The following is a 21,204-nucleotide window of genomic DNA, read 5'->3' as shown; positions in this document are numbered from 1 at the left end:
AGCGTGTGTTCCTGGAAAAGCAAAATGTCGTATACACCGATGAGCGATCTCGGGCAACAAGGATTGTTTGATATAACACGGATGTTATTACAGCAACCCGATATGGCCGCGCTTTGTGAAACGTTAACCCGGTTGACCCGCCAGGCGGGTCTCGCCGATAACGCCGCGATTGTGCTGTGGCATGCCGACAGCCACCTCGCCAGCCGTTACGCCGTGCAAGGTCCCGACAACAGCGCCAGATATAACGACCAGGCGCTGCTGGCAGGCGGCCCGGTGCGGCATATTCTCTCTCACCCGCAGGCGCTGCGCTGCACCGCGCAACTCTTTAGTGAGACCTGGCCCGCCATTGCCGAAAGCCGGATCTACCCGGCATTCGCCCATTACAGCTTGCTGCCGCTCGCCGCCGAAGGGCAGATTTTTGGCGGCTGTGAATTTTTCCGCACCAGCGACAGGCCATGGAGCGACAAAGAGACCGAGCGCCTGCATACGCTGACGCAAATTGTTGCCGTGGTTGCCGAGCAGTTGCAAAGCCGCGAGCACCCCACACCGGACTACGAGCTTCTGTGTCAGGAGCGCGACGATTTCCGCATTCTGGTGGCCATCACCAATGCGGTGCTCTCCCGGCTGCATATGGATGAACTGGTCAGCGAAGTGGCGAAAGAGATCCACTACTACTTCGGCATTGACGCTATCAGTCTGGTGCTTCGCGGCAGCCGCAAGGGCAAACTGACCATCTACTCGACGCATTATCTGGATGAAGCCGACCCCGCCCATGAAACGCAGGAAGTCGACGAACAGGGAACGCTGACCGAGCGGGTATTTAACAGCCAGGAGATGCTGCTGATTAATCTGCATGAGCGTGACAAACTCGCGCCCTACGAGCGGATGCTGTTTGAAACCTGGGGCAACAACATTCAGACCCTGTGCCTGCTGCCGCTGATGTCGGGGAAAAATCTGCTGGGCGTGCTGAAACTGGCGCAGTGCCAGAAAGAGGTGTTTACCCCGGCGAACCTGAAACTGCTGCGCCAGATTGCCGAGCGTATCGCCATTGCCGTGGATAATGCGCTGGCCTACCAGGAGATCCACCGTCTGAAAGAGCGGCTGGTGGATGAGAACCTCGCGCTTACCGAACAGCTCAATAATGTCGATAGCGAGTTTGGCGAGATTATCGGGCGCAGCGATGCGATGTACCGCGTGCTCAAGCAGGTTGAGATGGTGGCGCAGAGCAACAGCACGGTGCTGATCCTGGGCGAAACCGGCACCGGCAAAGAGCTTATCGCGCGCGCCATTCATAACCTTAGCGACCGCAACAGCCGCCGGATGGTGAAGATGAACTGCGCGGCGATGCCCGCCGGGCTGCTGGAAAGCGATCTGTTTGGTCACGAGCGCGGCGCGTTTACCGGTGCCAGCGCGCAGCGCATCGGGCGTTTTGAGCTGGCGGATAAAAGCTCGCTGTTTCTTGACGAAGTGGGCGATATGCCACTTGAGCTACAACCCAAGCTGCTGCGCGTGTTGCAGGAGCAGGAGTTTGAGCGCCTCGGCAGTAACAAGCTGATCCAGACCGATGTCAGGCTTATCGCCGCCACCAACCGCGATCTTAAACAGATGGTCGCAGACCGGGAATTTCGCAGCGATCTCTATTACCGCCTGAATGTGTTTCCGATCCACCTGCCGCCGCTGCGCGAGCGCCCGGAAGACATTCCGCTGCTGGTGAAAGCCTTCACCTTTAAAATCGCGCGCAAAATGGGGCGCAATATCGACAGCATTCCGGCAGAAACCTTGCGCGTGCTGAGTGCGATGGAGTGGCCGGGAAATGTGCGTGAGCTGGAGAATGTGATCGAACGTGCGGTGCTGCTGACGCGCGGCAACGTGCTGCAACTCTCAATGGCGGAAATCGCCGTGCCGTCCGCCGCGCCCGAAACGCCCGCCGAAGTGGCGCGCGAAGGGGAAGATGAGTATCAACTGATTGTGCGCGTACTGCGGGAAACCAACGGCGTGGTCGCCGGGCCAAAAGGCGCGGCGCAGCGGCTGGGGCTCAAACGCACCACACTGCTCTCCAGAATGAAACGATTAGGTATTGATAAAGAGACGTTATAGCCGCAGACCCGACGGGCATTTTCGCGCGTCGGGAGTTTCTTTGCACGTCAGCAGCGCCGTAAAACCGCCAATCCGGCAAACGCTTAACCCGCCTTCGTTCCCCACCTTCACCGAAAACGCATCCTGCTTTTTTACCTTTACCCGCTATTTGCGCCGGTACTTCTCCGGCAACTCCGGCACCGGGCGCTTGTCATCAAGCAAATGGCGCACCGTCAGCACCGGGTGACGCCATAGCATGCGCGGCCCGGCCCAGCGCATAATCTGTTTCATCTCTTCGCGTTTCGCAGGCTGGTAACAGTGTACAGGGCACTGTTTGCAGGCCGGTTTCTCTTCGCCGAACACGCATTTATCCAGCCGCTTTTCCGCATAAGCGTACAAATCCGCGTAGTGCGCCGCGCTGCTTACCGCATCCGGGCAGGCGCGCTGATAAAGGGCAATCATTTTGCGGATAGTCAGTTTTTCTCGCAGGATCCGGGTGCCAGCCATACATGTCACCAATAGTTAAGATGCATAAATAATACACCTTAATAAATGCGCAAAAAACCTTGCCCGCCTCGTTTTCATGTAAAGGCCAGGCCTCTCATGCCGATACCTGTGTACGCACTTCTGCTGACGATGAAAAAATGGAGCCGTAATAACAAACGGCGCATACCCTTAAGGACAAACATGAAATCTTTTTTTCTTCCCCTGGCGCTGCTCACGCTGACGATGACCGGAGCCGCAAAAGCGCAAACGCTGACAGAAAGTCTGCTGCGTTGCGACAGCACTTTTTTCAGTGAACTCTATAAGCAGCGAGCCACACTTGCACACACCGCGCCACTGGTGACAGATAACCAACATCACGCCTGGTTTGCCGCGCCGAAAGACGGTTCCGGTATCGTATGGTTTAGCAAGCCGCTGCGCATAAATCAGCTCACCATTTCTGGCTTTGACAGGTCTCAGGAGTCACTGGGCAAATTGGGTGATTATTACTTCTGGGGATGGGTGGTCGAAGAGCCCATGTCTACGGTGATAGCGGCGTTGCCTGATGTTCACTGGCAAAAAGTCACTGACGGCTATTACGGCAATCCGCTGATCAAACGCGTCGGTGAGACAACATGGCGGGTCAACAAAACCGCCGTCAGCGGTATTGCCCCGGCCGCGGATAGCGTGGAAAAACTCGCTATGCTGGAGGTGAGCGAAGGTAAAACCTTTTTGCGTTGCTCAATTCAAGGCAAGGTCAGCAAGGACGAGTTACTGGCGGTGCGCCCGGATCTGCAAGGAGAGCAAAAATGAAAAAATCCCTGTTTCTTGGCTCAGTACTGCTGCTGATGTCCGGCTGTACCAGCCATCTTGGCACCACCGCTACGCAAGAGGAAACACCACCCAAACAGGTCGTTAAGTTCGTGACACTCAGCAGCGGCGTCAGCTATCTTGATTTTCGCACCATTTCCCTTTACGACGGCAATCCCTATTTGCGCCGTATTGACGTGATTCATAACTACAACGAAGGCATGCCGGTGAAAAAGAATCCGCTGATGATGATTCGCAGCGAACGCCAGAGCCTGGTGGTGAACTGTGATACGCACCAATTCGCTCATGTACATAAACTCTTCTTTTCAGAGCATTTTGCCACCGGCGACAAAATCGCCCGCATGAACACGCCAGGACAGTGGCAGGATTACCCACCAACATCCTTAATCGGCATTACGGCAGGCTTGCTGTGTAAGCTCCCGGCGGAGCGCCTGCCCGCAGAGCCCGAACGCGATACGCAAACACCGGAGCTGTTCACTGTGTTACAGAACGGAAAATAGTCATCGGCACAGAATGCTACCGGGCTACAGTGGGCAGATGCCACCGAGCATCGCCCACTGTTGGCTAACGTCACGAATGTCGGCGATTGAAAACCCGCCGTGTCGGCTGCATCTACGCTTAATAGACATCGCGCTGGTAGCGATTTTCCCGCGCCATTGCCGCCAGCCAGGCGTTGGCCTCGTCAGCGCTCATGCCGCCAAAAGTTTGCGCCACCTGTTTTAAGGCGTTTTCGACATCTTTCGCCATCTGGCTCGCATCGCCGCAAACATAAAAGTGCGCCCCGGCGGCTAACCAGCGCCACAGCGCTTCGCCCTGCTCCAGCATGCGGTGCTGAACGTAGATTTTCTGCGCCTGATCGCGGGAAAACGCGCAGGTGAAGCGTTGTAAAATGCCGTCGCGCTGCCAGGCTTCCAGCTCCTCACGGTAATAAAAATCCGTGGCCGCATGTTGCTCGCCAAAAAACAGCCAGTTATCGCCTTTCGCCCCTGTTGCCTGGCGTTCCTGCAGGAAACCGCGAAACGGCGCAATGCCGGTGCCAGCACCGACCATGATCACCGCCGTGTTCGGATCGGCTGGCAGGCGAAAATGCGGCGCGGGCTGAATAAAGATCGCCACGTGCCCGGCGCGATCCGCCAGAAAGGTCGAACACACACCGCCGCGTTGCTTGCTGTCGCCATACCGCACGGTGGAGACCGTCAGTTCAACGCGCTGCGGGGAAACTTTCGGGCTGGAGGAGATGGAATAGAGCCGTGGCTGCAAACGGCGCAACGCTGCAAGCCACGGTTCAGCCGCCAGATGTACCGGAAAACGCTGCAACAGATCGATGATCTGCCGCCCCCACAGCCACTGCGTAAGTTCGGTACTGTTTTCACTGGCGAGCAGATTATCCAGCGTTTCGCTTTGCGCATGGTCAGCCACCAGGCGCAGTATCTCCGGGGTGATCCGCGTAATGTCGAAACAGTCGCAGAGCGCAGCCTGCAATGTCATCTCGCCCACGCCGCTCACCTGCACCACGCGTTGCCCGTCCAGCGCCAGCAGGTCGAGGATGTCGGCGACCCGCTGCGGGCAGTTGCGCGGCCAGACGCCCAGTGCGTCGCCCGCTTCATAGTGCAGGCCGCTACCCTGCAGATCAAACGCGAACTGGCGGATCTCTTTTTCCGCCCCCGGCGCGCTCAGCAATTGGTTAGTGACCAGCGGCACGCTGACGGGAGCGTGGCGGCTGAAACCGGGTTTCACCGTGGGTTGCTCCGCGCGTTGCGGCAGCGCACCGAGCCGCAGAATGTCAGTATGGATCGCCGCCAGCCACTGCTGTGCTGTGTCAATATCGCCCGCATCGCACACCTGGCATGCCAGCAGCCGCTGTGCGCCAAGGGTGGCCAGCCGGGCATCGAGTTTGCGGCCAAAACCGCAAAACTGTGCGTAACTGGCATCGCCAAACGCCAGCACCGAAAACGCCGTCCCGCTCAGCGCAGGTGCATTTTCGGCGCTCAACGCCGCCCACAACGCCGCGCCATTAGCAGGCGGATCGCCATCGCCAAAAGTGCTGGCGAGTAGTAACACGCGCGGCGCGGCGGCAATATCGTTAATACCGACGCTATCCATGGCGCGCAGTTTTACCGCCAGCCCGGCATGCAGAAGCTGTTCGGCGCAGCGGCGGGCAAAGGCCTGCGCATTGCCAGTGGTGGAAGCCCACAGTACCAGCACTAACCCGCTGTCCTCATCCGTTGTGGGTGCAACGGCGGGTGCAGGCTGCTGCTCGCTGCGCGCCAGCGCGATGGCGCAGTGTTTCAGCTCAGGTTGCAGCGAAACCGGATCCAGCGCATCGCTGGTCAGGGCGTTGATCGCCTGGTTTTCGCCAAACAGATCGTTCCAGTGAAAAGGTGCAAAACTGTTGCCGGGTCGTACCCGGTCAGTCACCACCGCAGGCAGCCTTGCCATACCGCGCCGCGAGCGGATATCCACCCAGTCGCCCTCGCTTATCGCCAGGCGTTGTGCGTCCACAGGGGAGATTTCAATAAACGGGCCGGGGTTGAGCGTATTGAGCAGCGGGATTTTGCCGGTCTTGGTGAGCGTGTGCCACTGGTGCTGCACGCGTCCGGTGTTGAGCACCAGCGGGTAGTCGTCATCCGGCATTTCGGCCGGCGCGAGATCCGGGCGGGCAAAAAATTGCCCCCTGCCGCTGGCAGTGGCAAAACGTACGCTCCCCTTATCCTGCAAATAGCGAATGGGGTGACGCGTTTGATCATCATCCGGCGCGCACGGCCACTGTAACGGCGTCTGGCGCAGCCGCGCGTAGCTCGCGCCGCGAATGTCGTAGCCGGTTGCCGGGTTGTGAGCGGCACGGATTTCATCAAACACCTCGGCGGCGCTGGCGTAGCGAAAACCCTCTGCATACCCCATTTCGCACGCCACTCTGGCGATAATTTGCCAGTCGGCAAGCGCATCGCCCGGCGGGGAGACGGCCTGCTGCATCAGCGTCATGGTGCGCTCGGAGTTAACCATCACCCCTTCGGCTTCCGCCCACAACGCGCCCGGCAGCAGGATATCGGCATAGCGGTTGGTTTCGGTATCCAGAAACGCATCCTGCGCAATCACCAGTTCCGCGCGTTCCAGCCCGGCAATCACTTTTTCGCGGTTTGGCACGGTGGCGACCGGGTTGGTGCAGATTATCCAGCAGGCTTTGATCTCACCTGCGCTCATTGCGTCAAACAGCGCGACCGTGCCGCCGCCCACCTCGCCACGCAGCGTGCCCGCAGGACGTTGCCATAGCTGTTCGACGAAAGCGCGATCTTCATCCACCAGCACCGATCGCTGGCCCGGCAACCCGCCGCCCATGTAGCCCATTTCCCGCCCGCCCATCGCGTTCGGCTGGCCGGTAAGCGAAAACGGCCCGCTACCGGGGCGGCAAATCGCGCCGGTAGCCAGGTGTAAATTGCATAACGCGTTGGTGCTCCAGGTGCCGTGTGTGCTCTGGTTTAGCCCCATCGTCCAGCAGCTCATCCATTCGCCCGCCTCGCCAATCCACTGCGCCGCCTGGCGAATGTCAGCTTCACGCAGCCCGGTGCGCTCCGCTACCTGCTGTGGCGTATAGTCCAGCAGGAAATCCGGCATCGTCTGCCAGCCGTCGGTGTGTTGGGCAATAAAATCGTTATCGAGTTGACCGTTTTGCACCAACAGTGCCAGCAAACCGTTCAGCAACGCGAGATCGGTGCCGGGTTTGATCTGCAAAAAGAGCGAGGCTTTGTCTGCCGTGGCGGTGCGTCGGGGGTCAACGACAATCAGTTTCGCCCCGGCATTGACGCGCTCCATCATGCGCAGAAACAGGATCGGATGGCAGTCGGCCATGTTCGCGCCAATCACCAAAAACAGATCGGCATGTTCAAAGTCGTCATAAGAACCCGGCGGCCCATCCGCGCCGAGCGAGAGCTTGTAGCCGCTGGCGGCGCTGGCCATGCACAAACGTGAGTTGGACTCGATATTGTTGGTGCCAATAAACCCTTTCGCCAGCTTGTTCGCCAGGTATTGCGCTTCTAAAGACATCTGGCCGGAGACATACAGCGCCAGCGCATCCGGGCCATGCTTATCGATAATGCCACGCAGTCGCCGCGCCGTTTCGCGTATGGCCTCATCCATTGCCGTACGCACCGGCTCATGCTGGCGCGATGTGCGCAGCCAGGCACTCTCCAGACGGCCAGTCGCCGTTATCGCCCCGGCGCAGCTTTTGCCTTTGGTACACAGCCGCCCCTGGTTGGTCGGGTGACTTTTATCGCCCACCACACTGATGATGCGCTGGTTTTCCACCTGCATCACCAGCCCGCAGCCCACCCCGCAGTAGGGGCATACGCTTTTAATCTGCTCCATTTCGCCCCCGGTTTTGTTTAAGACGCTTCGGCAATTGCCGGGAAAGTGTTCTGCGCAGCGGACGCGTGTTGCACCCAGATTTGCCCGTGCAGGATTTTCACCGGCCAGACGCGCAGACGCAGCCCGGCATCGTCCAGGCTTTGCCCGTCGCGCAGGCGAAAGCGCTTTTTATACAGCGGGGAGATAACCATCGGCTCACCGCTTGCGTCGCCCACCAGCCCACGTGCCAGCACATTCGCCTGGCTGCCGGGTTCATGGTTTTCGAGCGCGAAAACTTGCTCCACGCAATCAGGCAGGTGAAACAGGGCAATCTGCTGCTGACCAAGACGTGCCGCCATGCCAGCGTTCGCCGGAATATCGGCCAGTGCAGCAATGTGCTCCCACTCACCATCACCGGTATGTGGATGGTTCTGCATTGGCGGTTTTTCCTGCGCGGTGGCCGGGCGGATCTGCCCGCGCTCCGGCACCATCACTACCGCTTCATCGGGTTTATCACTATTGAGGAAGCCCCGGAACAGCAGGCGGTTTTGCGGGTTATCAAGGGTGGTTTTCCACTCGCACTGGTAGCTGTCGGCCACCTGCTGCATTTCACGCTCCAGCTCAGCGCCAATGTTGAGACTGTCTTCCAGTACCACCTGTTTGAGGTAGTCCAGACCGCCTTCCATGTTGTCCAGCCAGGTGCTGGTGCGCTGTAGCCGGTCGGCGGTGCGGATATAAAACATCAACACCCGGTCGATGGTGCGGATCAGCGCTTCGCTGTCGAGATCGCTGGCAAAAAGATCCGCGTGGCGCGGTTTCATACCGCCGTTGCCGCAGACATACAGATTCCAGCCTTTGTCGGTGGCAATCACGCCAATGTCTTTGCCCTGCGCTTCGGCGCATTCACGGGTACAGCCGGAGACCGCCATTTTGATTTTGTGTGGCGAGCGCAGCCCCTTGTAACGGTTCTCCAGCGCGATAGCCATGCCGGTGGAATCCTGCACGCCATAGCGGCACCAGGTGGAACCGACGCAGGATTTCACCGTGCGCAGGGATTTGCCGTAAGCGTGGCCGGTTTCAAATCCGGCGGCGATAAGTTCCTCCCAAATCGCGGGCAACTGCTCAAGCCGCGCACCAAACAGATCTACTCGCTGCCCGCCGGTGATTTTGGTGTACAGGTTGTAGCGCTGCGCCACTTCACCGATGGCGATAAGCCCCTGAGGAGTGATTTCGCCCGCCGGGATGCGCGGCACCACCGAGTAGGTGCCATCTTTTTGTATGTTGGCGAAGAAACGATCATTGGTGTCCTGCAATGGCAGGTGCTGCGGTTTAAGCAGGTAATCGTTCCAGCAAGACGCGAGCATGGAACCGACCAGCGGTTTGCACACTTCGCAGCCGTGCCCCTGGCCAAACTGCGCAATCAGCGCGTCAAACGTGCGAATATCGTGCAGGCGGATCAGGTGATACAGCTCCTGGCGCGACCAGGCAAAATGCTCGCAGATATCTTTTTTCACCTCCACGCCAAGCTGTTGCAGCTCGTGCTCCATCACCTGTTTCAGCAACGGCACGCAGCCACCGCAGCCGGTGCCCGCTTTAGTGCAGCTTTTGAGCGCTCCCAGCTCGCTGCAACCGCCCGCCACGGCGGCCGCAATATCGCCCTTGCTGACGTTATGGCAGGAGCAGATTTGCGCGCTGGCGGAGAGCGCTGCAACACCCAACCCTTTTGGCACTTCGCCGGAAAGCGCAGGCAGGATCAGCGTTTGCGGCTGCGCAGGCAGCGGCATGTCGTTGAGCATCATTTGCAGCAACAGGCTGTAATCGGCGCTATCACCAATCAGCACCGCGCCGAGCAGCCGCTTGCCATCGGCAGAGACAACAATTTTCTTGTAGATTTCACGCGGGCCATCGGTCCACTGGTAACTCTGGCTGCCGGCGGTTTTGCCGTGCGCATCGCCAATAGAGGCCACCTCGACGCCAAGCAGTTTCAGTTTGGTGCTCATATCCGCACCGATAAACGGCGTGTCACGCGCGGCAAGCTTGTCCGCCACGCTACGCGCCATCTGGTAGCCGGGTGCGACAAGGCCAAAAATCTGCCCGTTCCACAACGCGCACTCACCGATAGCGTAAATCGCCTCATCAGAAGTCTGGCAGTGATCGTTGATGACAATGCCGCCGCGCGCCCCTTTTTGCAGCCCGGCGCTTTCCGCCAGTTCATCGCGCGGGCGAATACCCGCCGAGAACAGCAGCAGATCGGTTTCCAGAAAACTGCCGTCGGCAAAGCAGAGGCGATGGCGCGCCTGCTCGCCGTCGATGATTTCCCGCGTCTCTTTACGCGTATGCACCTGCACGCCCAGCGCTTCGATTTTGCGTTGCAGCATCATGGCACCGCCTTCGTCGAGCTGGACCGCCATCAAACGCGGCGCAAACTCGACGACGTGGGTTTCCAGCCCCAGTTGACGCAGAGCGTTGGCGGCCTCAAGCCCCAGCAAACCACCGCCAATCACCACCCCGCGTGTCGCGTTCTTCGCCTGCGCGGCAATGGCATCCAGATCGTCGAGCGTGCGATAGACCAGGCAACCGGGGCGCGTATTGCCGCTGATCGGCGGCACAAAAGCATATGAACCAGTAGCGAGCACCAGCGTGTCGTAATGGGTTTCCACACCCTGCGCATCGCGCACACAGCGTTGCTGGCTGTCGATAGCGACAATTTTGCTCGCGCAGTGCAACGTGATGCCGTTGTCGGCAAAGAACCCCTCACTTACCAGCGACAACGACTGCGCGCTGCGCCCGGCAAAATATTCCGAAAGATGCACGCGGTCATAAGCGGGCAGCCGCTCTTCGCCAAACACCACAATCTCGTAATGCTGGTGCAGTTCGCGCTCCACGAGCTGTTGCAGAAAGTAGTGGCTCACCATGCCGTGGCCGATCACCGCTAAAACGGGCTTTTTCATCACCTGGATCCTTAATGCTCAAGAGAAAGAGAGGTCAGGCCGCTTTGGACTGTTTCTCATACAGGAAATGCAGCACTTGCTGGCGATAGCGCTGATACTGCGCGTCGTCGGCGAGCGAAACACGCGAGCGCGGGCGCTCCAGTTCCACCGCCATCATTTCGCCAATGCTTGCCGCCGGGCCGTTGGTCATCATCAACACGCGGTCAGAGAGCAGCACCGCCTCATCCACGTCGTGGGTGATCAGCACAATGGTGGTGTGCAGGCGCTGCTGGATCTCCATCACCGCATCCTGTAAATGGGCGCGGGTTAAGGCGTCAAGCGCGCCGAAAGGCTCATCCATCAGCAGTACGCTCGGTTTCATCGCCAGCGCGCGGGCAATGCCGACACGCTGCTTCATGCCGCCGGAGATCTCGTGCGGGCGCTTATTCCACGCGTGGGACATGTGGACTAAATCCAGGTTGTGCATGATCCATTCATGCATCTCCGCTTTGCTCATCTCGCCGCGAAACACCTGGCGCACCGCCAGCCCGACGTTGTCGTACGCCGTCAACCACGGCAGTAGCGAATGGTTCTGAAACACCACGCCGCGCTCCGGGCTTGGGCCGTCGATTTCGCGGTTGTTGCACAGCAGGCCGCCGCTGGTGGGCAACGTCAGCCCTGCAATCAGATTCAGCAGCGTAGATTTGCCGCAGCCAGAGTGACCAATCAGGCTAAGGGTTTCGCCGGGGTGAATGTCAAAGCTAACGTTATCAAGCGCCAGAAACTCACCGCTGCTGGTGTTAAAACGCTGGCTCACTTGCTGAACCTGGATAATCGGATTGGTACGCATCAGAGCCCCCTAGCGGTTGGTGTAGTTAAAACGGTTAGCAATCCACATCAGCGCCTGTTCGAGCAGCAGACCGACCACGCCAATCACCACAATGGCGATGATGATGTGTTCCACATTCAGGTTGTTCCACTCGTTCCAGATCCAGAAACCGATGCCGATACCGCCGGTCAGCATTTCTGCGGCCACAATCACCAGCCAGGCGATGCCAATCGATAACCGCATGCCGGTGAGGATGCCCGGCAGCGCGGCGGGCAGCAGGATTTTGCGCATAATGGCGAACTCGGAAAGTTTCAGAACCCGCGCGACATTCAGATAATCCTGCGGGATCTGCCGTACGCCTTCGGCGGTGTTGAGGATCATCGGCCAGATGGAGCAGATAAAAATCGTCCAGCTTGACGCCGGTTCCGCGCGCTGAAACAGCAGCAGACCAATCGGTAACCAGGCGAGCGGGCTGACCGGGCGCAGCAGGGAGATAAGCGGGTTGAGCATGCTGGCGACGAAACGAAAGCGGCCAATCAAAAAACCGGTGGGAATACCGACCAGTGCGGCAAGGCCAAAACCGGTCGCCACGCGCTCTAATGAGGCCAGCACATTCCAGCCAATACCCTGATCGTTCGGCCCGGCGACATAAAAGGGGTCGGTGAAAATCTCCAGCGCCGCCAGCCACGTTTGCCACGGTGTGGGAAAGTTTTTGCTGTTCAGCGCCGCCACCTGCCACAGGCAAAGCAGCAGACCGATACCGAGCAGCGCAGGCACCACGCGCTGCATCAGCGGGCGTAACAACGACGGGCGACGACGCACGCGCACTTTGGCGGGCAGCGTAACAATCTCTGCCTGTTGTGGGGTTTTCGCCGCTTCGTCCAGCGGGATCGGGATAACTTGCGCCTGGTTTTTCATCAGCAACCTCTCATTTTTTCACGCTAAAGCCGTTGGCGTAGGCGGCAGGGTTACTGCCGTCCCAGCGAACACCATCCATCAACACGCTGCTGCGCATATCGCTGTCCGGCAGCGAAACATTGCCCACGCTGGTGGCGGCCTGTTTGTAGATATCAATGCGGTTCACCTGGCGGGCGATGGCGAGGTAGTCCGGGTCGCTGTCGAGCAGCCCCCAGCGTTTGTGTTGGGTGAGAAACCACATGCCATCGGAGAGCCACGGGTAGTTGACCGAGCCATCGTGGAAAAAGCGCATCGCGTGCTGATCTTTCCAGCTTTTGCCAATGCCGTTGTCGTACTGGCCGAGCATGCGGCCAACAATGGTCTCTTCTTTGGTGTTGAGATAAGCGCGCCCGGCAATCACCTTCGCCGTTTCGCGACGGTTGTCGTCCGAGGCGTCAATCCAGCGCGAGGCTTCCAGGATCGCGGCGGTCAGCGCGCGGGCGCTGTTGGGGTTCTTTTCAACCCAATCGGCGCGCGTACCGAGCACTTTTTCCGGGTGATCCGGCCAGATATCCTGGCTGGTCGCGGCGGTAAAACCGATGCCATCACTGATAGCGCGCTGGTTCCAGGGCTCGCCAACGCAGTAGCCGACCATGTTGCCAATTTTCATGTTCATCACCATTTGCGGCGGCGGCACCACCACGCTGCGGATGTCGTTGAGCGGGTTAATACCCGCGCTCGCCAGCCAGTAGTTGAGCCACATGGCGTGGGTGCCGGTCGGAAAGGTCTGCGCAAAGGTGTAAGTGCCCGCCGGGCTGGCGGCGAGATGCTTCGCCAGCGCAGGCAAATCGGTGACGCCCGCCTCGTGCAGCGAGTTTGCGAGCGTGATCCCCTGCCCGTTCTGGTTGAGGGTCATCAGCGCCGCCATATTGGTTTGCGGCCCGGAAAGCCCCATCTGCAGACCGTAAAGCTGGCCGTAGAGAATGTGCGAGGCGTTCAATTCACCAGAAAGAAGTTTGTCGCGTACCGACGCCCAGTTGGCTTCTTTACTCGGCAAAATGGTGATGCCATATTTTTTGTCGAAACCTTTAACCGCCGCCATCACCACCGAGGCGCAATCGGTGAGCGGAATAAAGCCCACGCGGATCTCTTTAAGTTCCGGTGCGTCAGAACCGGCGGCCCAGGCGCGGTTGATGACACCCGGCACCAGCAGGCTACCGCCCAGCGCCGCGCTGCCCAGTAAAAACTGACGGCGGGAAACCGTCATACCTTTCGTGTTGTTATCACCCATGCCACCCTCGCGCTGCTCACCGTTGTGGGATGCAAAAAAAAACGGCGCCCATAAGCCCGTGCAAAGCTGCACGCTTATGGACGCCGTTGTCCGCTTAACGCTAAACCGACCGCCGTTGGCCGGGTGCGCGTTGTGATTTTTTTACCTGAGAAGATTAAAGCAAAGGCTATGCCAGAATTGAAAGCGGCGGATTTCGCGGCATATTGCCGTTAACAACCCAGCGCGGCGCACTGCGAAAGGGCACTTTTCGCACTGGCAATGTGCAGCTACTCCTTAAGGGTTAGCCTGAAAAACATCGGCCACCGCCAGCATGGCGCTGGCGATTTCAATCAGCTTTTTGTTCTGGTTCATCGCCATACGCCGCAGGGTTTTATAGGCCTCTTCTTCGCTGATTTGCTGGTGCTGCATCAACATGCTTTTCGCGCGCTCAATCTGTTTGCGCTCGTTGAGCGTTTCGCGCAGCGCCGCTAGTTCAGTGTCGAGCGCCTGCAAGCGCCGCGACTGTTGCTGCACCAGCACCAGCAGTGAACGGCCAAGCTGCGGGCGAAGGCCGCCGCTCTCCAGCCAGCCGTGTGCGTCGCTAAAGACAGAGTAACTGCTCTCTTCGTTCTCGTGCGTGGGCATCAGGCTTTCGATATCGGCGAGTTGCTCATTATTCGCCTGCTCGGTGGCGGCAATGCGCGCCCGGCAGTGCGCCATCAGCGTTTGCGCCAGCGCATCTTCCAGCGTTTTCATCTCGTCAATGCGCTGCGTGGCAAGGGCAAACCAGCGCAGGCAACTGTCGGCTTCATATAACTCACGCCCGGTACAGGCGATGCGCCGCAGGCGTTCAAACTGGCTGTCGGCCGCCATCTGCTGCCAGCGCAGGCGGTGCTCATCGTCGGCGAAATCGGCGAAGGTGGCGAAACAGCGCTCCTGACGTTCAATCAGGCTGAGCAATTTTTGCTGCGTCTCCTCGCTGAAAGTACCAGCGGCAAAGGCCGCCGCGCCGGTCGCCCGCTCCTGGCCGGCATACTCTTTGCCCTGCATAAAGCTGAACATGGCGATTAATTGCCGGGAGATGGCCGGTTCGGCGGCGGTGTCAGAAAGCTCAAACACCAGCGACAACAGGTGGCGAATGATGTCATTAAAGAAGCCCATCGCCTGCGGTAACCGCAGCGTGCGCTGGCGGATTTGCTGGCGTAACGCGGGTAACACACTCAGGGCGTAAACGACGCTTGCGACGTGGCTGAACAGGCGGCTGGCCTGCGGCAGCGCGGCAATCTGCTGCTCCAGCGTGTCGAGTTGCGCCATCAGCGGGGCTTGTGCCTGCGCCACCTCTTGTTCGCGCAGGATCAGCTCATCGGCAAATTGCCCCTTGCTTGAGCAGAGAAACATATTGGAGGTTCCGCGCTCGCGTTGCAGCATGTGTACCAGTTGGCTGATTTTGCCCACCAGCTCGCCACTTTGCAGCAGATAACGCAGGCCGTTGAGCTCACACTGGCGCGAGGCGAGCAGGAAACGGATGGTGGTCGATGAATTGGCTATCATGCGTATGCTCCAGGGAAGTCCTGCTTCCCTGATGCAAGGCGCGCGCCAGGTAGAACAGCGTTAGCTGCGCGGCAGCGTCGCACGTACCATGGCGATAATGACCGCACAAAGCTCCTCTTTCGCCTGCAACTCGCTGATAGCGCCCTGCACCGCCGCCCAAGCGAGTCCTTCGGCGGCACCCAGCATGGCCCACAGCGGCGCATCACGCAGCGGTTCGCCACAAAATGGCGCGAACAGGGTGCGGCACTTGCCGATGAAATCGACGGCGTATTCGCGGCGGATAGTTTCCAGTTCCGGCGTACCGGCAAGCGCCGCCAGTAAACTTGGCATTTCGCGCCCCTGAAACAGCACGCACTCAATATAAGCGGTAGCGATAACCAACGCGCGCGCGGCGAGTTCCGGCGCGGTCTTTGCCAGCGCATCATCCATTTTGCGGTTCTGGCGCTGATCATATTCACGATAGAGCGCCGCCAGCAGCCCGGAACGGCTGGTGAAATGATCGTACACCACCGGCTTAGTGACACCGGCTAACTCCGCCAGATGGCCGAGCGTCAGTGCTTCGGTGCCCTCTTCGCGAATAATGTGCCACGCGACATCGACAAGCTGCGAATAACGCTCTTCCCGCGACAAGCGCTGACGCACACGCGTTTCCGGCATGATGTTTCTCCCTTGACAGGCTTATATACTAAAAGTAACTTACTAATGGTAGGTTACTTTTAGTATATAAGACTACGTCCGTTAACGGCGGATGGCAATCGAGGAGGTTCAGATGCATGCGTTAATCGTGGTTTCTCACCCTTTAGCAAGCTCGTTAACCCATCGCGCGGCGCAGGCGGTTGCGGCGGGAATAACGGGCGAAACGCCGGAAAATAGCGTGGAGTTTGCCGATCTTGCGCAAGAAGGCTTTAATCCCCTGTTTTCTGCAGCCGATCACGCTGCTTTCAGTGAAGGCGCGCCGCTGCCTGCCGATGTGCTGGCCGAGCAGGCGCGCATCGCAAGAGCCGATGCGCTGGTACTGGTATTTCCCATTTACTGGTGGACGATGCCGGGTCTGTTAAAAGGCTGGATTGATCGGGTCTTTTCCAACGGCTGGGCCTATGAAGAGGGCGCAAACGGCAAGGTGTCCGGCAAACTGGGGCATTTGCCTGTGCATCTGCTTGCGCTCGGCGGTTCAGATATGAAAACGTTTGAAAAACATGGTTATGCGCAAGCCTGGAACACGCAAATCGCCCACGGGATTTTTGATTATTGCGGCGCGCCGGTCCGCACCAACGCCACACTGATGCTGCCTGATTTCGGCACGCCGGAGGCGTTATTAAATGAGGCGCAAAAAATTGGCGAGAGAATATTTACTCACCAGCAGTAAACTTCTCTCTTTATCTGAAAAAACCCGCTACACAGGCGGGTTTGACGGATAAGCATCATCCACATCGAGAAGGATAAGCACCGCATTTCTTTGCTTTTTATCGCACTTAAGCAAAATATCCTCGCCGTTGCGCTTTATTAGCGGTTATTTCGCTTTTTATCAGGCCGAACAAAGGCAGAAAAAAAGACCGGCGGCGAAACTATCGCCACCGGCAATTATTTGCTGCCACCGCCATTTTGCCGCGGTTTACTGGCCGGAAAAGTAGCGTCGACGCAGGGCGCGGTCGCTACCGGCGACAAAATACCCGGAAGCGGCATCAATCCACTGCGTGGTTTCGTACAGGTATTTTGGCGACACCGCGCCCGCAATGATGCGTTGTTGCGAGCGCGCCACCGACTCACGAAACGCATAGTGGGTAAAGAGGCGCATAAACTCACCAAGATAAACGTCTGCCACGGCAGCGTTGCCCTTGATCACCAACATGTTTTCATCATTGGTGTCGGTGGAGGCGGCGGAAAAATTCGCCGAACCGACAATCACAATCGGCTCCGGACCAAGCGGGTCGATCAGCAAATATTTAGTGTGAACGTACGTGACGTGCGTCTCTTCTACCGGGCTTTCAATCTCTTTCAGCCAGCGGTCAAAGGCGTTCAGCACCAGGTTCTGCCCAACGGCGATGGTGACATTTGGATGTTTGCGGATACGGTCGATTTCCGCCGCTTGTTGCTTGTACTGACTGCCGGAACCTTTTTTCTCCAGCAGGGCGAAGCGTAACACCTCATCGGTGCGATCCCAGGCGGGAACAAACAGTTTGTTCATGCCGAAGGCGAACGTGCCAAAGAGCGCTCGTTGCGCGTCCGCCGCCAGTTTGGCGTACCACTCCAGCGCGGTAAGCGAAGTACGCGGCGAAAAGACGGTACTGACTTCATCACGCCAGGGAACCGGCGGCGCGGCGGTGATCGTTTCGACTTTTTTCGCCGTTGGCGCGCGGGTTAAATCCTGCAACAGTAATTGCCAGTAGGTTTCATACTGCTCTGCCACGCGGGGATCGCGAACGATGTGCGCATTATTCGAGTGACCAAAAATGCCGTTTTCGCTGAGATTAGTGGAGCCGGTCCACACCTGCTGCGACACACCCTGGCGCCGAAAAACGAAGAACTTGTTATGCATATAGCGACCAGAGTGTATGCGCGGGTGCGTCAGCGCCTCGATGCCGCTGTGCGCCAGATGTTTTTCATTGGACTCGCGCTGCGAGTCGCCATCGTAGATCACGCTCACGGTCGTGCCGCGCGCGGCGGCGCTTTTTAACGCCTCGTAAATGCGGCTGTTTTTGAATTCAAAAATGGCACCGTGCAACTCATCACCTTTATCCGCCTGGCCGATAAACCGCTCCAGCCCCTCAAGCAGGCCGCGCGACAGCCACTTCCAGGCCGCATCGCCAATCTCCGCCGGGCTGGCATTGTGAAAGCGCCGGGCATACTCCTGGGAGGCGATCGCCCCACGGTTGAAGAAAATCGCGTGCTCGCCGTTATCCACCGGCTCGGTTAGTACCGTCAGTTGCACCGCATCGCCCGGCGTTAACGCCCCGGCAGGCCCGCGCATGGCGACAATCTTGTAGTTATATTCGGTATTGGGCGAAACACTGTAATCAGACCATTGAAAGGTCTGGAAAGGGTGTTTGAACGAGGAGACCGGCACGCCTGGCGCGGGCGTCGGCTCGACGCTGGCGAAGGTTTTCATACCGCTTAACCAGATAACCTCCCCGTCGCTTTTTCGCGTGCGCTGAATGGCGAAACCGAGAATATTACCGGCGAGGATGTGCTGTTCTGGCATATCCCAGCCCAGCAACACCACATAACTGCCCGCCACCGCTAATGCCGTTAATTCACCTTGCTGCCCGCTAACACGCATGGTTTACCCTCCGCCGGAATCAGAGACTCACATTACCGCGACACGCCGTATGAAATTATAAACCGGATGTGTGACGCAACGGTGATGTCGCCCGCATCAGCAGCGCTTTGCGGGGAAGTGATTTTTTTCGAATAGAAATCGCCACTGCGGCGTTAACTCACTACTCACGCTACCGAAGGAACTCAAAATGAAAATGCTCGCCCCGCTATTACTGTCGCTATTTTTGCTGCCTGCCACGCAGGTTTTTGCCGCCGGAGACGATAATACCAACAGTAAAACGCCAGACTGCCCGAGCGGGCAGGTTTATGACAGCACGCTCAAACAGTGTGTGGCGGAAAAAAGCAGCCGCCTCAGTGACGATGATAAAACCCATTATGCTTATCATCTGGCGAAAAAAGGGGAGTATCAGGCGGCGCTGAATCTGTTGGATACGTTGAAAAACGCCAATACCGCCGAAGCCTGGAACTACCGGGGTTACGCCACACGCAAACTGGGTCGCACCGATGAAGGCATTGGCTATTATCAGCGTTCGCTGGCGCTCAACCCGCAGTATGCGAAAGTGCGTGAATATCTCGGTGAAGCGTGGCTGGTGAAAGGCCGCCCGGATCTGGCAAAAGAGCAACTGAAGACCATCGCCACGCTGTGCGGTGTGCAATGCGAGGAGTATCGCGATTTGCAGGCGGCGATTAATGGTCACCCTGAGTCCTGACTACCGGTGCGAGGAGCGCAAAATCACCACCAGTGACGTTCGCCAGCAACTTGCTGCACATCTGACACGCCTGTGGCGCTACGGGCTGGTTCTGTCGCGCAACCGCGAGGTTGCCGAAGAACTGGTGCAGTCGACCTGCGTTCGCGCGCTGGAAAAGAGTGCGCAATTTACCCCCGGTACACGCATAGACGGCTGGCTGTTCGCCATTCTGCACTCGATCTGGATCTCCGATCTGCGCGCGCGCCGCGTGCGGATGGGGCAAGGTTTTGTGGAGAGCGACGAACTGCAGGCGGCGGATACCCACGACCAGGATGACACGCGGCGGCATTATGCGAAAGTCATGCAGCACGTCAGCGCGCTGCCGGAGGCGCAGCGCAATACCGTATTTCTGGTTTATGTCGAAGGGTTTACCTATCAGGAAGCGGCAGACACCCTCGCAGTGCCTATCGGCACGATCATGAGTCGGCTGGCGAGCGCACGCGCGACGCTGGCGAAAAAAGCCACTACGCCGCCAAAACCCCAGGAGAAACGCTCGTGAAACCCAGAATATTTACACCGCCCTACCAGGATGACGCGATTGTCGCCTGGCTCGATGGTGAGATGAGTGAAGCGGATGCGCAACAATTTGAGAGCCAGCTTGCACAAGACGAACAGCTCGCCAGCCGTACCGAGGCGCTAAGACAAAACCCTGCGGATTTTGCCGAGGCGTTTGCACCGCTGCTTGATGAAGCTCCCGCAGCACGGATGCAGGCTCGATTAAACGATCTGCTGGCGTCGCCCCGCTCATCCACAGGCGTCAGCCGCCGTTCGCTGATTGCCGCGTCGCTCAGTTTTCTGGTTATCGGTAGCGGGCTTGGCTATTTCGCAAGGCCACTGGCGGCGGCGCGTGATGAGAGCGAGAAAATCCGCGATCTCGAAGCGCAATACATGTCGCTGTATAGCGCGGAAACACTGCTGGATGCAGACAGCTCGCCCACGGCATTGCAACGCGGGTTGGCGCGCACGGCACAGGATATCGGCTTAAGCGTGAAGGTGGCGCAACTTGCTCTGACCGGCGCAGAACTGAAAATGGTGCGCATGCTGCGTTATGACAGCACCTCGATTGCGCAAATCGCGTGGATGGATGCGGAATATGGCCCGATGGCGCTGTGTATTTCGCCGGAACGACATTCCCAAACGCGCGCCTTAACACCTGAAAATCGCCACGATATGCACCTCGTCTGGTGGCATCAGCGCGGCTATCAATTTGTGCTGATAGGCCGGAACCCACCGCCACAATTGGCACAACACGCGCAGGCGCTGCACGCCGCGCTGTCATAAGTCCTGCCCGTCACGGTTTACGCTGGCTGGCGGGTTTGCGCATGGATTTCAATATTTATCGTTACCGTGTCGTCCACCAGCATGGCGAACTTATCCATGTTAAATGCCGAACGGGAGATAGCGGTGGTGGCATGCAGCGAAAGTTGCCCCGAATCCTCCCTGCCCTGTTTTCGCAGCGTGGCGTCGAGGATCACCGGGCGGCGAACATTTTTTACCGCCAGCGAACCAAAAACCCGGAAATGCCCGTCGCCTAAATCCACCACTCGGCTACTGCTAAAGGCGATTGTCGGGTAGTGCTCCGCATCAAAAAACAGGCTGCTTTTCAACTGGTAAGTCAGCAGGCTGTTAGAGGCGATAAGTGTCGCAACGGGGATCGTCACGTTGATGCGATCCTCAATCTCCTTTGCCGGGTTCAGCGTCACGTCGCCACTCACCCCTTCAAGATGCGCCTGTGAAACGCCGCCAAAGGCGTGCCAGGAGAGCGCAACCGTGGTTGCCGGCGTGGCGATGCGGTAGCTGAGCGGCATCGCCTGTGCTCCCGGCGCGCTTAAAAGACCAATCATCATGGCCGGAATAATGCGTTTCATAAATGGATTCTCCCGATTGCAGATACCCCGTAAACGCACCAGGCGGGAATTTTATTCGTTATAACGTCTTTTGCTTACAAAATTGTCAGTTAACGGTCAGGCA

General features: G+C 58.4%; 17 protein-coding genes. 7 read left to right on the top strand and 10 right to left on the bottom strand.

Features of this window, described 5'->3' with window-relative positions:
* The first annotated feature begins 24 nt into the window (after positions 1–24).
* On the top strand, positions 25–2,097 hold the full coding sequence (flhA, locus tag C813_RS27915) for a formate hydrogenlyase transcriptional activator FlhA (RefSeq protein ID WP_017459263.1): 2,073 nt from the start codon (positions 25–27) through the stop codon (positions 2,095–2,097).
* A gap of 144 nt (positions 2,098–2,241) precedes the next feature.
* Here flhA and C813_RS27910 read toward each other — a convergent pair whose 3' ends face one another.
* Positions 2,242–2,583: a nitrous oxide-stimulated promoter family protein gene (locus tag C813_RS27910; protein WP_017459262.1), complete on the bottom strand. Its 342-nt coding sequence runs from the start codon at positions 2,581–2,583 to the stop codon at positions 2,242–2,244.
* A 180-nt stretch (positions 2,584–2,763) separates the two neighbouring features.
* On the opposite strand from C813_RS27910, the gene C813_RS27905 reads away from it, so the two are divergent.
* Positions 2,764–3,372, top strand: coding sequence for a hypothetical protein (locus C813_RS27905; RefSeq protein WP_017459261.1), 609 nt, complete (start codon positions 2,764–2,766; stop codon positions 3,370–3,372).
* Positions 3,369–3,890 (top strand): surface-adhesin E family protein, encoded by a 522-nt coding sequence (locus C813_RS27900; RefSeq protein ID WP_017459260.1) that lies wholly within the window; start codon positions 3,369–3,371, stop codon positions 3,888–3,890. The genes C813_RS27905 and C813_RS27900 overlap by 4 nt, the downstream gene beginning before the upstream one ends.
* A 118-nt stretch (positions 3,891–4,008) precedes the next feature.
* Here the strand turns inward: C813_RS27900 and C813_RS27895 are convergent, their stop codons facing one another.
* From C813_RS27895 to C813_RS27865, 7 genes are all read right to left on the bottom strand, one after another.
* Positions 4,009–7,752 (bottom strand): bifunctional nitrate reductase/sulfite reductase flavoprotein subunit alpha, encoded by a 3,744-nt coding sequence (locus tag C813_RS27895; RefSeq protein WP_017459259.1) that lies wholly within the window; start codon positions 7,750–7,752, stop codon positions 4,009–4,011.
* A gap of 17 nt (positions 7,753–7,769) precedes the next feature.
* Positions 7,770–10,682, bottom strand: a complete 2,913-nt coding sequence (nirB, locus tag C813_RS27890; protein WP_025263865.1) for a nitrite reductase large subunit NirB — start codon at positions 10,680–10,682, stop codon at positions 7,770–7,772.
* Positions 10,683–10,716: 34 nt separating this feature from the next.
* Positions 10,717–11,511 (bottom strand): ABC transporter ATP-binding protein, encoded by a 795-nt coding sequence (locus tag C813_RS27885; RefSeq protein ID WP_017459258.1) that lies wholly within the window; start codon positions 11,509–11,511, stop codon positions 10,717–10,719.
* A 9-nt stretch (positions 11,512–11,520) separates the two neighbouring features.
* A complete protein-coding gene (gene ntrB / locus C813_RS27880) occupies positions 11,521–12,408 on the bottom strand; it encodes a nitrate ABC transporter permease (protein ID WP_017459257.1) in 888 nt (295 codons plus the stop codon).
* Between the two features lie 10 nt (positions 12,409–12,418).
* Positions 12,419–13,678, bottom strand: a complete 1,260-nt coding sequence (locus tag C813_RS27875; RefSeq protein WP_025263864.1) for a CmpA/NrtA family ABC transporter substrate-binding protein — start codon at positions 13,676–13,678, stop codon at positions 12,419–12,421.
* A 273-nt stretch (positions 13,679–13,951) separates the two neighbouring features.
* Positions 13,952–15,208 (bottom strand): nitrate regulatory protein, encoded by a 1,257-nt coding sequence (locus tag C813_RS27870; RefSeq protein WP_017459255.1) that lies wholly within the window; start codon positions 15,206–15,208, stop codon positions 13,952–13,954.
* 60 nt (positions 15,209–15,268) lie between these two features.
* Positions 15,269–15,865 (bottom strand): TetR/AcrR family transcriptional regulator, encoded by a 597-nt coding sequence (locus tag C813_RS27865; protein WP_017459254.1) that lies wholly within the window; start codon positions 15,863–15,865, stop codon positions 15,269–15,271.
* A 112-nt stretch (positions 15,866–15,977) separates the two neighbouring features.
* On the opposite strand from C813_RS27865, the gene C813_RS27860 reads away from it, so the two are divergent.
* A complete protein-coding gene (locus C813_RS27860; protein WP_017459253.1) occupies positions 15,978–16,574 on the top strand; it encodes an NAD(P)H-dependent oxidoreductase in 597 nt (198 codons plus the stop codon).
* A 246-nt stretch (positions 16,575–16,820) separates the two neighbouring features.
* Here the strand turns inward: C813_RS27860 and C813_RS27855 are convergent, their stop codons facing one another.
* The gene (locus tag C813_RS27855) at positions 16,821–18,485 is read right to left on the bottom strand and encodes a phospholipase D-like domain-containing protein (RefSeq protein WP_017459252.1); all 1,665 of its coding nucleotides are present in this window, start codon (positions 18,483–18,485) and stop codon (positions 16,821–16,823) included.
* A gap of 187 nt (positions 18,486–18,672) precedes the next feature.
* On the opposite strand from C813_RS27855, the gene C813_RS27850 reads away from it, so the two are divergent.
* The 3 genes from C813_RS27850 to C813_RS27840 are packed head-to-tail and all read left to right on the top strand — an operon-like array spanning position 18,673 to position 20,514.
* A complete protein-coding gene (locus tag C813_RS27850) occupies positions 18,673–19,194 on the top strand; it encodes a tetratricopeptide repeat protein (RefSeq protein ID WP_017459251.1) in 522 nt (173 codons plus the stop codon).
* Positions 19,175–19,732, top strand: a complete 558-nt coding sequence (locus C813_RS27845) for a sigma-70 family RNA polymerase sigma factor (RefSeq protein ID WP_017459250.1) — start codon at positions 19,175–19,177, stop codon at positions 19,730–19,732. Before C813_RS27850 ends, C813_RS27845 begins: the two co-directional genes overlap by 20 nt.
* A complete protein-coding gene (locus tag C813_RS27840; RefSeq protein ID WP_017459249.1) occupies positions 19,729–20,514 on the top strand; it encodes an anti-sigma factor family protein in 786 nt (261 codons plus the stop codon). Before C813_RS27845 ends, C813_RS27840 begins: the two co-directional genes overlap by 4 nt.
* A gap of 17 nt (positions 20,515–20,531) precedes the next feature.
* Here the strand turns inward: C813_RS27840 and C813_RS27835 are convergent, their stop codons facing one another.
* Positions 20,532–21,101, bottom strand: a complete 570-nt coding sequence (locus tag C813_RS27835) for a YceI family protein (RefSeq protein ID WP_017459248.1) — start codon at positions 21,099–21,101, stop codon at positions 20,532–20,534.
* Positions 21,102–21,204: the final 103 nt, after the last annotated feature.

Source organism: Kosakonia sacchari SP1 (genome assembly GCF_000300455.3).
GTDB lineage: Bacteria > Pseudomonadota > Gammaproteobacteria > Enterobacterales > Enterobacteriaceae > Kosakonia > Kosakonia sacchari.
Note: the sequence above shows the minus strand (reverse complement) of the source record. Positions and strands in the feature narration are given on the sequence as shown.